This is a genomic window from Kitasatospora sp. NPDC088351, assembly GCF_040685575.1.
Taxonomy (GTDB): Bacteria; Actinomycetota; Actinomycetes; order Streptomycetales; family Streptomycetaceae; genus Kitasatospora.
In genome coordinates, this window is sequence record NZ_JBFBIL010000002.1 from 289,973 (window position 1) to 302,866 (window position 12,894).

Sequence of the window (12,894 nt, forward strand, 5' to 3'; positions counted from 1 at the left end):
ATCGCCGGTGGGGTCGCCGGTCTGTTGCGGGGCCGCCGTTGTCGCCGCTCGTGGCCGCGGGCCCCGTACCGCGGCTCAGTCGGTCTTGGTCCAGGGGGCGCTGGACATCAGGGCCTTGACGTTGGCGACGTAGCCGGGGTTGGGGATGACCAGGCTGCCGCCGGTCTCGCCGGTGACCGGGTCGGTGACGGTGTTGTAGTGCACGTTGCCCGCGCCCGCGTTGTACGCGGCGATGACCAGGTCGAGCAGCGGCGTCTTGCCGGTGACCGGGTCGGGGGAGAGGTCGTACTTCCCGCCGAAGGAGGAGTCGCCGTAGTAGGCGACCAGCCAGTCGAGCAGCTGGGTGCCCAGCTGGACGTTCCCGGCGAGGGTCTTCGGGTCGGAGGCCGTCCCGAACTTGCTGTTCATCCAGCTCACCGTGGCGGGCATGATCTGCATGGTGCCGATGCCGCCGTCACAGGCGAGGATGCCGGACTGCCAGCCGCTCTCCTGCCAGGCGATCGCCCTGACCAGGTTGGCGGGCAGTGCCGGGAGCCTGTCGGTGCCGCCGTTGCTGAGGTTCAGCACCCGGGGCTGGCCGGCGGCGGCGGTGAGCGCCGCGGCCACGGCCTCCTTCGGCTCGTCGGGCTGGGGCTTGCTCGGCTTGCAACTGCTCTGCAGCGGCGGGACGTGCGGGGTCGCGGGCGCGGGCGGCGGCGGGGGTGCGACCGGTCCGGGCTTGGCCGTCGGCGCGGGCGCGGCCGCGACGGGGGCGGGGGCCTTCTCCGCGACCGGGGCGGAGGGCTTGGCGCTGTTCGGCTTGGCGCTGTTCGGCTTGGCGCCGTTCGGCGTCGCGCTGCTCGTTGTCGCGCTGGGCTTGGCCGACCTGCTCGTGCTCGGCGACGGGCTGCCGGTCGGGCTCGGGCCGGTACTCGCGGTCGGCGTGTCGGAGGGGGTGGCCGTCGGGGCCGCGGACGGCGAGATCTCCGTGGTGGTGGCGGCCGGTGTGCTCGGTGGCCCCCCGGCCTCGTCGGTGACCTTCTTGCTGCCGCAGCCCGTCAGCAGCGCCGTCGACACCGCCGCAGCCGACACCATCACCAGTACCCGACGCGAAGCACCCAGGTGCATGCGATCCAACCCCCCAGTCGTCACCGGCCGGCCCGGTGAGAGGCGGTCATCTTACGGTGAGCAGATCATCGGACTGATAGGCGGGTTCGGCCCGTTCGCCGGCCCGGCGGGAAGCCCGGGGTGAAAATCGTTTGCCGGGAGGCGACCGCGCGATGAGACTCGGCCGGACGAGCCGTGCCGGCCGACGCGCGGCCGAGAGCCAGGGAGTTCTCCAGTGCCCGACCTTCTGCGTCCCCGTGCCCTGGCCCCGGGGGACCTCGTCGCGGTGGCCGCGCCCGCCGGACCGCTGGAGGCCGAGGCGGTGCCCCTGCTCGACCGCGGTGTGGCCACCCTTGAGGCGATGGGCTTCCGGGTCCGCCGGAGCACGCTGACGGCCGTCGACCGTCGTCGGTGGTGGGCCTCGGCGCCGCCCGTCGAGCAGGCCGGGGAACTCAACGGCCTGCTCCGGGATCCGGAGGTCCGGGCGATCGTGGCGCACACCGGCGGACAGGCGACGGTGGGCTACCTGGACCTGCTGGACCTCGACGCCGTCCGGGCGGACCCCAAGCCGATCCTCGGCTGCAGCGACCTCTCCCTCCTCCTGCTCGCCCTCCACGCGCGCACCGGGCTGGCCGGCATCCACGCGGACATGGCCACCTACGGCCTCGGCGGCTCCTGGCACCGCCCAGGGCCCGCAGGACACCGCGACCACCGGGCCGAACTCACCGGGACCTACGCCCGGTTGCTGACCGGCACCGAACCGCTGGGCGCCTTGACCGCGCTCTCCCCCTGGGAGTGCTGGCGGCCCGGCCGGGCGTCTGGGCCACTGGTCGGCGGCCTGCTCGGCCGGCTGGTGACGCTCCAGGCGACGCCGTTCGCCCTGCCTCCCGAGCGCTTCGACGGCGCGGTGCTGTTCTGGGAGGAGGTGGACCGCCCGCTGTCGGGGGTCTGGCACGACCTCCAGGCCCTGCGGCTCTCCGGAGTCCTGGACCGGGTCGCCGCGATGGTCGTCGGCGTGCCGCACCAGGTCCCGGCCGCCGGCTGCGGGGACAGCCGGCCCACCCTGAGGGACGTGGTCCTCGACGTCGTCGGCGACCGGGAGCTGCCGGTGCTCGGCGGGGTCGACTTCGGGCACGCCGGCCCCAACCTCCCGCTCCCGCTGGGCATCAGGGCCACCGTCGACGCCACCGCCCGGACGCTGGCCCTGGACGAGCCGGCCGTCGTCCGGGCCTGAGCACCGGCGCTCAGGCCGGTGCCGCCCCGGGCAGCGCCCGCGCCAGCTGGGCCGCCAGCACCCCCGGCGCCTCGGCCAGCGACGGGCCGTACCAGGTCAGATGGCGGCCGCTGACCAGGGCCGCCGGGACACCGGGGAACGCCTCGGGGCCGTCGGTGGCGGTGAAGTGATAGGGCTCGTCGGGGAGCACGGCCAACTCCGGCTTCGACGCGAGGAGTTCGGGCAGCGGGACGGCCGGGTAGCGGTCCGGGTGGTCGGCGTGGATCAGCTGGACGCCGAGGCGGCGGAGCAGGTCACCGGCGAAGGTGTCGCGGCCGAGCACCATCCAGGGGCGGCGCCAGACGGGGGTGACGGCACGGAGCGGGACCGGCCGGGGGAGGACGGTGGCCCAGGCGGCCTCGGCGTCGTCGAGCCAGGACGGGCGCGGGAGGCCGCAGGCGGCGGTGAGGAGCCGGTGGAGCGAGCGGAAGGCCCCGTCGAGGGTGCGGATGTCGGTGACCCAGACCGGGAGACCGGCCGCGCGCAGGGCGTCGAGGTCGGGCCGGCGGTTCTCCTCGTCATTGGCGAGGACGAGGTCGGGGGCGAGCGCCGCGATCCGGTCGACGTCGGGGTTCTTGGTGCCGCCGACGCGGGTGACGGCGAGACCGGCGGGGTGCGAGCACCAGTCGGTGGCGCCGACCAGCAGCCCGGGCGCGGTGACGGCGACGGCCTCGGTGAGCGACGGGACCAGCGAGACGACCCGCCGGACAGGGTGGGGGCCGACTCGAACGGGCATACCGAGATCGTCCGCCGGAGCGAAGAGGTCGGAGGGGAAGAAGTGGGTGGAGCGAGCCGAGGGAGCCGGGGGAGAGGCCATCCCATCACCGTAGACCGTGCCGTTTCGCACGGTGCGGCGCTGCGCCGGAAAGTCCCGGGAACCGAGCGGGCACAAGGGCCGACTACCTGGTCCGGGTTCGTAGGACGGGCCCGAGCACGACCATTGACCAGGAGAGTTGTCATGCGCCCTCGCGTGTTCTGCGGTATCGCGGCCGCCGTAGCCCTGTTCGCCACGGCCTGCGGAAGCGGTGGTGGGGGGAGCGACGACGCCGTGAGCGGGGCCGGCGGCCAGGCGGCGGCCGCGGGGGCGTATCCGGTGAAGGTGGCGGACTGCGCGGGCAAGGAGACCGTCGTCAAGGAGGCCCCCCGGAAGATCGTCACCAGCAATGCCGCAGGCCTGGAGATGCTGCTGCAACTCGGCGTCGGCGACCGGGTGATCGGTACCGGGTTCCCGCCGGGGAAGGGCAGCCTCCCGGCGGCCCTGGCCGACCAGGGCGCAAAGGTCCCGGTCCTGGGGGACACGGTGATCGCCAAGGAGAAGCTGCTGGGCTCCGGCGCCGACCTCTACGTCGACACCTTCGGGTCGATGCCGATGATGGGCGGCGCGGGCGCCGGGCCGAGCGAGGAGGAGTTCACGGCGGCGGGCATCAAGCACGTCGTCCTCCTCTCCACCGCCTGCGCCGGCACGCCGAAGGCCGCCAAGGGCCCGCGCACCGACCTCGCCGAGGTGGAGAACGACATCCGCCGGCTCGGCGCCGTGACCGGGACCGCCGCCCGGGCCGAGGAGTTGGTGGCCGGGATGGAGAAGCAGATCGGCGAGGTGCGGACCGCGACCGCCGGCGTCCCCGACGACCAGCGGCCCGGCTACTTCCTCTTCGACTTCGACGGCGGCGTCAAGCAGCCCGTCGCCGTCTGCGGCCGGCAGGTCGCCAACGCGGTGATCACCCTGGCCGGCGCGCGCAACGTCTTCGCCGACTGCGACGCCGACTTCAAGCAGGTCTCCTGGGAGGACGTGGTGGCCAAGAACCCGGACTGGATCCAGCTCGCGGTGCGCAACCGGGGCAGCGAGGAGGACAACCGCAAGGCCTTCGCCGACGCGGAGGCCTTCCTGCGCGGCTTCCCCGCCACCCAGGGGCTGAAGGCGGTCAAGGACGGCCGCTTCCTGCGGATCGGCTCCGAGGTCACCACCATCGCCGGGGTACGCGACGCCGACACCGTCCGGCAGATCGCCGCCACCGTCCATCCGACCCTCGTCAAGAACGGGCAGTAGCAGGTGACCACGGCCGCCCTGACCGAGAAGAGGAGCCGGGCGCGGACCCTGCGGGCCGGTCCGCTGGCCGCCGGGCTCGCCGTCGCGCTGGTCCTCGCGCTGACCGCCGCGGTGTCCTTCGGGTCGGTGGACATCCCGCCCGGCGAGGTCTGGTCGGTGGTCGCCCACCGGCTCACCGGACGCGCGCCCGAGGCCGGCACCCGGGACCTCATCGTCTGGCAACTACGCGTCCCCCGTGCCCTGTTGGCGGCGATGGTCGGGGCGGGCCTGGGCCTGGTCGGCACCGCCGTCCAGGCCCTGGTCCGCAACCCGCTCGCCGACCCCTATCTGCTCGGCATCTCCTCCGGGGCCTCGCTCGGCGCGGTCGCGGTGATCGTCCTCGGCACCTCGCTCGGCCTGGAGATGAACTTCGGCAGCGCCATCGGCCTGACCGTCTCGCTCGCCGCCTTCGCCGGCGCACTGGCCGCGTTCTCCCTGGTCTGGGTCCTGGCCAGGCGCGGCGGCGGCTTCTCCCCGCTGCGCCTGGTGCTGGCCGGCATCGGTATCGGCCAGTTCCTCACCGGCTTCACCAGCTACCTGGTGCTGCAGACCAGCGACGAACAGCAGACCAGGGGCGTGCTGTTCTGGCTGATGGGCAGTCTCAGCGGCGCGGTCTGGGGCCAACTCGCCGTCCCCGCCATCGCGGTGGCCCTCGGTCTGGCCTTGCTCCAGGCCCGCGCCCGGGGGCTGAACGCCATGCTGATGGGCGACGAGACGGCGGCCGGGCTCGGCGTGGACGTCACCCGGCTGCGCCGCGAGATCTTCGTTGTCACCAGTGTGCTGACCGGCGTCCTGGTCGCGGTCTCGGGCGCGATCGGTTTCGTCGGCCTGATGGTGCCGCACGTCTGCCGGCTGCTGGTCGGCGGCGACCACCGCCGGCTGCTGCCGCTCTCGGCCCTCACCGGGGCGGTGCTGCTGGTGGTGGTCGACACCATCGCCCGCACCGCGCTGGACACCCAGGAGCTCCCGATCGGCGTGGTCACCGCCCTGCTCGGCGCGCCCACCCTGCTCTACCTGCTGGACCGACGTCTGGAGCGAAGTTGAGGATCGCGGTCGAGGATCTGAGCGTCACCCTGTCCGGGCGGACGGTGGTGGCGGGCGTCCACCTGGTCGCCAAGGAGGGGGAGATCGCCGGTCTGGTCGGCCCCAACGGCAGCGGCAAGTCCAGCCTGCTCCGCACGGTCTACCGGCATCTGCGGCCGAGCGCCGGCCGGGTGCTGCTGGCCGGCCGGGAGCTCGCCGAGCTCACCCCCGCGGAGTCCGCCCGGCACATCGCCGCGCTGCCCCAGGAGCGCGGCGGGGACTTCGAGTTGACCGTCCGCGAGGTGGTGGCGATGGGCCGCACCCCGTACAAGCGGGCGTTCGCCGCGGACGACGCCGAGGACCACCGGGTGGTCGCCGAGGCGCTGGTGCGGGTCGGCATGACGGAGTCGGCGTCCTGTCAGTTCGCCCAGCTGTCCGGCGGCGAGCGCCAGCGCGTGCTGCTGGCCCGGGCGCTGGCCCAGCAGCCGGACGTCCTGGTGCTGGACGAGCCGACCAACCACCTGGACGTCCGCCACCAGGTGGAACTCCTCACCCTGCTGCGCGAACAGCGCCGCACCACGCTGATCGCGCTGCACGACCTCAACGCGGCGGCCTCGGTCTGCGACCGGCTGCACGTACTGCACCGCGGCACCCTGGTGGCGTCCGGGGTGCCGCGTGACGTGCTGACCGCCGACCTGCTCGCCGAGGTGTTCGGCGTGCGGGCGGCGGTGGTCGAACATCCGCTCACCGGTGACCCGTTGATCGCGTTCGACCACCGCACGCCCGCCGGCGCCTCAGCGCCGGCCGACCACCGTCAGGAGGTCTCGAAGTGACTGGGGCGGCCGTTGCGCTCGACCAGGCGGCCGACCTTCGCGGCCTCCTCGCTGCGCAGCAGCTCCCAGCGGCCGTCCGGCTGGTGGAGCACCGAGGAGTGCCACGGCGTCATCCAGACGTCGGCGGCCTCCAGCAGCCGGATGCCGAACTTCAGCACGCCGACCTTCTGCGGGTGGATGGAGAGGCGGAAGGAGCGGGGGTGATGCTCGGCGATCAGGTCGCCCCAGGCGCGGCTGCGCTGGATGACGCCGTAGGCACGCTGGCGGCAGTCCCGCTGCAGGGCGGACTTGGTGCCCTCGAAGCCGAAGGTGTCCTCGGTGAGGAACCGGGTGATCCCGCGGTAGAGGCGGGCGGTCTCCTCGTCGGTGAGCACCTGCTCGCGCAGCTCCTCCTTGGTGGGCGCGTACTTGGCGTGCACCCGGGCGCGCTTCTCGTCGAACGGCAGGTCGCCGAGGACGGCCCGCAGGTCGAAGGTGGCGAGGTGGTTCAGGCCCTCACGCTCGATCATCGCGGTCAGTTCGTCGGAGTACTGGTCGATGTGGTCGTCGGGAACGTGGATCAGATCGCCGAAGATGTGCCCGTCGGAGCAGATGAGTATCTGAGCGCCGGGCTCGTAGAGCTTGCCGATCTCCTCGCAGAGCCCGTTCAGGAAGGTGAGCGAGAGGCGCTCGCCCTCGTCGGGCAGGTGGCTGAGCACCTTGGCGAGGTTGGGCGACTTGCACGGGAAGCCGGGCAGGGTGAACAGGATCGGGTCGCCGGAGGTGATGAAGTCCGCCAATTGCTCCCGCTGGAGCGGGAAGTCGGCGGGCGTGGCGTCGACCTCGGGGTCGGAGGCCCGGCGGTGCGGAAGCAGCAGGTCGAGGATCTCGTCGCAGAGCCGCTCCACGGACTGCGGGTCCGTGACGGGGCCGGTGGTGCTGGCGGACTGGGTGTCGGTGATAACGGTGCCGGCGGGCGGCATGGTGGTCCTCCACGGAATGGGTTACGGGCTTCGGGGCAGGCGGAGCCACGCCCCGGCACTGGTTGCCGGGACGCTGAGGGGGTGCCGGGGAGTTGGTGGGGCCGGTCAGACCCGCTTGTCGTAGGCGACCGGCAGCTGGTTGACCCCGCGCGCCAGGACGGCGGGCACCCAGGTGAGTGCGTCGATCTCCTGGCCGGGCCCGGCGGACGGGCGCAGCCCGGGCAGCCGGGTGATCAACGTGCCGATGGCTACCTGGAGTTCGGTCCGCGCCAGGGCGGCGCCGGGGCAGAAGTGGATGCCGTGGCCGAAGGCCAGATGGGCGTTGGGGGTGCGGTCGAAGTCCAGGACGTCGGCGTCCGGGAACTGCTCGCCGTCGCGGTTGGCGGCACAGAGCGAGATGATCACCGAGTCCCCGGCCGGGATGGTGGTCCCGTGCAGGTCGCTGTCCTCGGCGAAGAAGCGCCAGGTGGTGAGCTCGAACGCGGAGTCGTAGCGCAGAAGTTCCTCCACCGCCCGGGGGAGCAGGCCCGGGTTTCCGGCGATTCCGTCGCGCAGCCGGGCGAGTTGCTCCGGGTGGCGCAGCAGCGTGATCAGCATGGTGGTGATCTGGTTGGTGACGGGCTCCTGGCCGGCCACGAGCAGCTGGAACACCATCGAGTCGAGCTCTTCGGGGCTCAACTCGCCTTCGTCGCAAGCGGTGACGAGCCTGCCGAGCAGATCGACATCGGGCCCGGCGGGGTCGTAGTGGGCGCGCTTGTGGGTGACGACGTCGGCGATGTACGTCTGCAGGCCGCGTAGCCGGCCCTCGTACGCCGGGCGGCCCGGGTCCTGCGGACCGACCGGCTGGACGACCTTGCCCCAGTCACGGTCGAACCGGACGGCCAGCTCCTGCGGCAGGCCGATGACCTCGGCCAGTACCCGGAACGGGTAGTGCGCCGCGAAGCCGGCCACCAGGTCGGCGTCGCCGGTCTCGGGCAACTCGTCGACCAGGGCGTCGGCGAGCTCCTGGATGCGCGGGCGCAGGGCCTCCACCCGGCGGGGGGCGAAGGCGTCCAGGACGAGCTTGCGCATCGTGGTGTGCTTCGGCGGGTCCTGGTGGAGCAGGTGCACCTGGAGCTGGGAGTGCTGCGGCTCGGGCATGATCGAGGCGAGCTTGCGCCAGGCGTCGTTGCCCAGGGAGTGGTTCTTGCCGAGCCGCGGGTCGCTGAGGGTCTCGTGGGCGGCCCGGTAGCCGGTCACCAGCCAGGCGGCGATCCCGCTCGGGAACTCGACCCGGTGGACCGGGCCCGCCTCTCTCATCCGCTGGTAGAGCGGATAGGGGTCGCTCTTGTACTCCGGCCCGTACAGCGGTACCGGGTCGGGGAGTCTGTCGTATCCGAAGGGGCAGCTCGGGGCGTCGGCCGCATCGCCGGCTGGCCTGCCTGCCGTCGGATCGTGCACGGTGTCGGTCATGTGCGGTGTTCCTCCGGTCGGGTTGTCGGTGGTGCCTGTGGTGCTGGGGTGTTGCGCGGTGGTGCCGGGTGGTGCGGTGGGTCCCCGAGTGGTGCGGCTCGTACCGGTGTGACGGGATGGTGCCGGGTGTTACGGGGTGCTCCGGGTGGTGCCGTTGGTGCGGTGGCGCAGGGCGAGAAGGGCCACCGCGAGCGCGGCCACCAGGGTGGCCAGGACGAGCCCCGCCCGGATGCCCGAGGTGCCGGTGCCGCCGAACATCGTGGCGGCGGTGGCGAGGGCCGGGCCGAGGGCGAAGCCCAGGCTGCGGGCGAGCTGGACGGCGGAGCCGGCGGTGGCCAGCTGCTTCGGCGGTGAGGAGCTCATCACCAGCGCCTGTACCGGGCCGCCGTTGAGGCCCATGCCGGCCCCGGCGAGCGCGAGCCGACAGGCGATGTCGAGCGAGGACCAGTCGGCGTCCAGCGGGACGAGCAGCAGCATGCCGAACGCCGTGACGGCCGCGCCGGTCAGCGCCGTGGGCCGGGCGCCCCAGCGGTCCGCCAGCCGTCCGCCGAAGCGGCCGGCGAGCACCATGCCCAGCGGGAAGGCGAGCATGGTGAGAGCGGTGTCGGTGGCGCTGATCCCGTCGTCCCGGCGGAGGTGCTGGGCGAGCAGGTAGTGGTTGGCGGCGAAGCCGGCGGCCAGCGCCAGCACCGAGCCGTTGACCCCGGCGGTGCCGGCGGCGCGCAGCACCTCGATGACCGGCCGACCGCCGGGCCGGCGCGCCCAGAAGACCGCGAGCGGGGCGGCGGGCAGCGCGAGCAGCAGCCACAGCGGCGCGTCGGGCGCGAGGGTGAGCGCGAGCAGGACGGCGGCCACCGCCGAGCCGATCAGCGCGGCGTCACCCAGCGAGCCCCGGTCGGGCAGCCGCAGCCTGCCGCCGCGCGGGGCGTCCCGCCGGGCGATCAGCAACGCGGCCAGGCAGACCGGTAGTTTGACCAGGAAGATGGCCCGCCAGCCGGCGTGGTCGAGCAGCAGCCCGCCGATCACCGGGCCGGTGACGGCGCCGAGCGGGCCGAGGGTGGCGGGCACGCTCATGGCCCGGCCACGCAGTTCGGGCCGGACCGCGGTGGCGGCCAGTACCGGCATCAGCACGAACAGCACCGCGCCGAAGGCACCCTGGGCCAGCCGGGCCGCGATCAGCCAGCTCGCCCACGGGGCGACGGAGGCGAGCACGCTGCAGAGCGCGAAGCAGCTGACCGCCAGCAGCAGCGCGGACCGGGTGCCGACCTGGTCGAGCCAGCGCCCGGCGGGCAGCAGCAGGGCGACCAGCGGAAGCTGGTAGCCGAGCACGGCCCACTGCGCGGTGGTGGAGGAGACATGCAGGCTGTCCGCGATGTCGGTGAGCGCCAGGTTGACCACGTTCATGTCGAGCATCGCCACGAACGAGAGCAGGCCGGCCGCGACGACCAGGCTCCACCGGTCCTTCGGCTCTGCCTGGCCGCCACTCAGTCCACCTGTGGCGAGCGGCTGCTGCGCTGCCATGGTCTTCCTTCCTTTCCCCCGCACTGTTCCGGACACCACCTCGGCGGCGGGTTCCGGTAGAGCAGTCGGAGGTGTGCGGGCTTCAGTTCCGAACACTTGAAGGAATTCTTGCGGTTGGCCGGATTCTTGCTTCGGTGGCCGATCTTGACCGTCCGCCGACAGGTTCGTCGCCTGCCCGCCACCCGCTCGTCGGCCGGTCGCGGCCCGTCCGACCACCACTTGTGCCGTCGTCCGGGCATGCGAAGGGCGGCGCGCACCGACGGGGTGACCGTACGGGGCGCGCCGCCCGGGTGGGCTCTAGATCTGTGCGTTCAGCAGACGGCCGCCAGTTCGGCGGACGGCGCCGGAGCCGAGACATCGGCGGCCTCGGCCGCCCGGAGACGGGCTATCAGCTCCTCCCGGGCGCGGGCGACCCGGGAGCGGACGGTGCCGACGGGGCAGCCGGCCACCTCGGCGGCCTCGGCGTAGCTCAGGCCGACCACCTGGGTGAGCACGAAGGCCTCGCGGCGCTGCGCCGGCACCCGGTCGAGCAGGTCCCCGAGGGCGACCCCGTCCTCGAAGCCGGCGGTCGGCGGGATGCTCTGCCGCTCGGCGGCCTCCTGCCAGTCGGGCAGGGCGGCGCAGCGCGGACGGGCGGCGGCCGTGCGGTAGCGGTCGATGACCGTCCGCCGGGCGATCGACAGCAGCCAGGTCCGGGCGGAGGAACGTCCGGCGAAGCCGGGCAGGCTGCGCAGGGCGCGCAGGAACGTTTCCTGGGCCAGGTCGTCGGCGGACTGCACATCGGTGAGGTGGGCGACGAACCGCCACACGTCCCGCTGGGTGGCCCGGACGAACGCCTCGACGTCGGCCGCCCGGCCCTCGCGGGCGGCCAGGGCCAGCGCGGTCAGCTGGTCGTCATCCACGGCGGCCTCCCACCCGGCCGGATCGGGCCGCCGGGCGGTGCGGGACGATGGTCGCATGAGATGCGCCCATTTCCGTACCGCTCTGTCCACCCGTCTCGACGGTGAGCCGGCCGGTGTGCCGGACCGGCGGCTGGACAAGCACGTCGCGCGGTGCGCGGCCTGCCGGGAGTGGCTGGAACAGGCCGAACGCCTGCGGGCGCCGGCCCTGACGGGTCTGCCCGACGGGCCCTCGGCCCAGTGGTCGGCGCAGCTCTTCGCCCGTCTGGGGAAGGACGGCTCCGGTACGTCGGGCGGCTCCGGCAGGGAGGCCGGCCCCGGCGCGACGGTCTGCGTGGGTGCGGTGGGCGTCTCGGCCGGTCGTCCCGGGCAGGGGGACGGCGGGCCGGTGCGGTAGGACGGTGGCGTCGGGCGAGGCCGGTGCGCCGTCGTAGTCAGGCATGGAAGGTCCTGAGGTCAAGGTCTGGGCGCGGTGCCGTTGCGGACGGCACCGGCGGCGTCGGTGGGCGGGCGCGGGGAGCCGCGTCCCGGAGGAGACGGCGGGCGCGGGCCCGGGCCCCGGCGCGCGGCCGTCAGGGGACGGCGCGGCGCAGGGCGACCTGCCCGCGGCGGCGGAGACCATCGGCGGAGTCCGGGCGGCGGGCGCGTCAGAGGGCGGACGCGAACGCCGGCGGGCCGCGCCGGACGAGGGCATGGGAGAGCAGCACCAGCCGGGGGAGCCGGGCCCGCTGCTCGGCCGGTCTCGGCGAGGCCGGGGGCTCGTACCCCTGCGGGCGGGCGAACAGCGCCAGCAGCGGGACCAGCAGCACACCGGCCACCACGGCGCCGAGCGCGCCCAGCAGTTCGAACATTCTGGCCAGCGCCGTCTCGCCGCGCCAGAGCAGCAGGGCGCAGGCGAACGCGGCCAGCACATGGGCGGCGATCATCCCGGCCGACATGCCGTGCGCCGACATGTCGTGGCCAGGCATCCCGCCCATTCCCGGCAGATGGGACGAGGACACCCCTGAGGCCATTTCCGAGGAGACCCCCGACGAGGACATCCCCGACGAGGACATCTCCGGCATGCCCGCGGACATCCTCGATGCCTCGACACCCGCCGCGCCGTGCGAACCCAGTCGGTGCAGGCCCGACACGGCGCGCAGCCCCTCGGTCGGCGGGATGTCGGGATCGATCCCGGCCATCCTGGCCAGATCGGTGGGCGAGAGCCCGGCGGGCGCCCGCTCCGGATTGCAGAGCAGCAGCGCCGTCCAGTCCGTCGTGGTGAGCCGGCCCAGACCGGTGCCGCCGGCGGTGAGTGCCCCGGCCTGTTCGAACACCAGGTGCAGCGCGCTCTGCGCGGCGACCATCCAGACGCTGATCAGGCCGAGCCCGCGTCGCCGCCCGGCGAGCAGCCAGGTGAATCCGAGGGTGAGGCCGAACGCGCCCACCAGCACCGGCGGGGAGACCCCCGCGCCGGCCATGGCGACGTGCGCCGTGGCGGCCAGCGCCACGCACAGCGCGGCGAAGACCACGGCGCGCAGCGAGCGGATCCGGTCGGTCATCACGATGACACTCATCGTCGCACCCGCCCCCACCGCCCCGTACTGCCCCCTCCGGTATTGGCCGGTTCCATGCCGGTGGGAGTATGCCCGGCCCGCCCGGCCGGGCCGGGTCGACGGACCCCCGGAGGTCGCGCGGTAGAGACGGTTCGTACGGTTGACGAGTACTCGATTGTCCGTTCTGGCGCGGGACCGCCGCCCGTGCCCGCCCGTAGCGCTCG

At 73.9% G+C, this 12,894-nt stretch carries 12 protein-coding genes; 5 read left to right on the top strand and 7 right to left on the bottom strand.

Annotation, left to right across the window (positions count from 1 at the left end; translation table 11 throughout):
- Positions 1 to 75: 75 nt before the first annotated feature.
- Positions 76 to 1,074 (bottom strand): transglycosylase SLT domain-containing protein, encoded by a 999-nt coding sequence (locus tag AB0P06_RS02725; protein WP_363604533.1) that lies wholly within the window; start codon positions 1,072 to 1,074, stop codon positions 76 to 78.
- A 247-nt stretch (positions 1,075 to 1,321) separates the two neighbouring features.
- Between AB0P06_RS02725 and AB0P06_RS02730 the strand changes: the two genes are divergently transcribed.
- On the top strand, positions 1,322 to 2,320 hold the full coding sequence (locus AB0P06_RS02730; RefSeq protein WP_363604535.1) for an LD-carboxypeptidase: 999 nt from the start codon (positions 1,322 to 1,324) through the stop codon (positions 2,318 to 2,320).
- Positions 2,321 to 2,330: 10 nt separating this feature from the next.
- On the opposite strand, the gene AB0P06_RS02735 is transcribed toward AB0P06_RS02730, so the two are convergent.
- The gene (locus tag AB0P06_RS02735) at positions 2,331 to 3,095 is read right to left on the bottom strand and encodes a helical backbone metal receptor (RefSeq protein WP_363604614.1); all 765 of its coding nucleotides are present in this window, start codon (positions 3,093 to 3,095) and stop codon (positions 2,331 to 2,333) included.
- Positions 3,096 to 3,317: 222 nt separating this feature from the next.
- Between AB0P06_RS02735 and AB0P06_RS02740 the strand changes: the two genes are divergently transcribed.
- From AB0P06_RS02740 to AB0P06_RS02750, 3 genes are read left to right on the top strand one after another with little or no spacing between them, the layout of a single operon-like run.
- Positions 3,318 to 4,406, top strand: coding sequence for an ABC transporter substrate-binding protein (locus AB0P06_RS02740; RefSeq protein WP_363604537.1), 1,089 nt, complete (start codon positions 3,318 to 3,320; stop codon positions 4,404 to 4,406).
- 3 nt (positions 4,407 to 4,409) lie between these two features.
- Positions 4,410 to 5,489, top strand: a complete 1,080-nt coding sequence (locus tag AB0P06_RS02745; protein WP_363604539.1) for an iron ABC transporter permease — start codon at positions 4,410 to 4,412, stop codon at positions 5,487 to 5,489.
- Positions 5,486 to 6,301: an ABC transporter ATP-binding protein gene (locus AB0P06_RS02750; protein ID WP_363604540.1), complete on the top strand. Its 816-nt coding sequence runs from the start codon at positions 5,486 to 5,488 to the stop codon at positions 6,299 to 6,301. The genes AB0P06_RS02745 and AB0P06_RS02750 overlap by 4 nt, the downstream gene beginning before the upstream one ends.
- Here the strand turns inward: AB0P06_RS02750 and AB0P06_RS02755 are convergent.
- From AB0P06_RS02755 to AB0P06_RS02770, 4 genes are all read right to left on the bottom strand, one after another.
- Positions 6,283 to 7,263, bottom strand: a complete 981-nt coding sequence (locus AB0P06_RS02755; RefSeq protein ID WP_363604542.1) for an isocyanide synthase family protein — start codon at positions 7,261 to 7,263, stop codon at positions 6,283 to 6,285. The two genes, AB0P06_RS02750 and AB0P06_RS02755, sit on opposite strands and share 19 nt — an antisense overlap.
- Positions 7,264 to 7,368: 105 nt before the next feature.
- Positions 7,369 to 8,715: a cytochrome P450 gene (locus AB0P06_RS02760; RefSeq protein ID WP_363604544.1), complete on the bottom strand. Its 1,347-nt coding sequence runs from the start codon at positions 8,713 to 8,715 to the stop codon at positions 7,369 to 7,371.
- Positions 8,716 to 8,844: 129 nt separating this feature from the next.
- Entirely contained in the window at positions 8,845 to 10,236 is a 1,392-nt protein-coding gene (locus AB0P06_RS02765; protein ID WP_363604546.1) for an MFS transporter, read from the bottom strand.
- A 311-nt stretch (positions 10,237 to 10,547) separates the two neighbouring features.
- Positions 10,548 to 11,138, bottom strand: a complete 591-nt coding sequence (locus AB0P06_RS02770; RefSeq protein ID WP_363604547.1) for a sigma-70 family RNA polymerase sigma factor — start codon at positions 11,136 to 11,138, stop codon at positions 10,548 to 10,550.
- Positions 11,139 to 11,193: 55 nt separating this feature from the next.
- On the opposite strand from AB0P06_RS02770, the gene AB0P06_RS02775 reads away from it, so the two are divergent.
- Entirely contained in the window at positions 11,194 to 11,532 is a 339-nt protein-coding gene (locus AB0P06_RS02775; RefSeq protein ID WP_363604549.1) for a zf-HC2 domain-containing protein, read from the top strand.
- Positions 11,533 to 11,782: 250 nt separating this feature from the next.
- Here the strand turns inward: AB0P06_RS02775 and AB0P06_RS02780 are convergent, their stop codons facing one another.
- Positions 11,783 to 12,691: a hypothetical protein gene (locus AB0P06_RS02780; protein WP_363604550.1), complete on the bottom strand. Its 909-nt coding sequence runs from the start codon at positions 12,689 to 12,691 to the stop codon at positions 11,783 to 11,785.
- Between the last annotated feature and the right edge of the window lie 203 nt (positions 12,692 to 12,894).

Bases quoted from the DNA above. Each gene is read 5' to 3' on its own strand.
- AB0P06_RS02725 (WP_363604533.1), bottom strand. From the start codon at position 1,074: ATGGTGTCGGCTGCGGCGGTGTCGACGGCGCTGCTGACGGGCTGCGGC.
- AB0P06_RS02735 (WP_363604614.1), bottom strand. From the start codon at position 3,095: ATGCCCGTTCGAGTCGGCCCCCACCCTGTCCGGCGGGTCGTCTCGCTG.
- AB0P06_RS02740 (WP_363604537.1), top strand. From the start codon at position 3,318: ATGCGCCCTCGCGTGTTCTGCGGTATCGCGGCCGCCGTAGCCCTGTTC.
- AB0P06_RS02755 (WP_363604542.1), bottom strand. From the start codon at position 7,263: ATGCCGCCCGCCGGCACCGTTATCACCGACACCCAGTCCGCCAGCACC.
- AB0P06_RS02760 (WP_363604544.1), bottom strand. From the start codon at position 8,715: ATGACCGACACCGTGCACGATCCGACGGCAGGCAGGCCAGCCGGCGAT.
- AB0P06_RS02765 (WP_363604546.1), bottom strand. From the start codon at position 10,236: ATGGCAGCGCAGCAGCCGCTCGCCACAGGTGGACTGAGTGGCGGCCAG.
- AB0P06_RS02775 (WP_363604549.1), top strand. From the start codon at position 11,194: ATGAGATGCGCCCATTTCCGTACCGCTCTGTCCACCCGTCTCGACGGT.
- AB0P06_RS02780 (WP_363604550.1), bottom strand. From the start codon at position 12,691: ATGAGTGTCATCGTGATGACCGACCGGATCCGCTCGCTGCGCGCCGTG.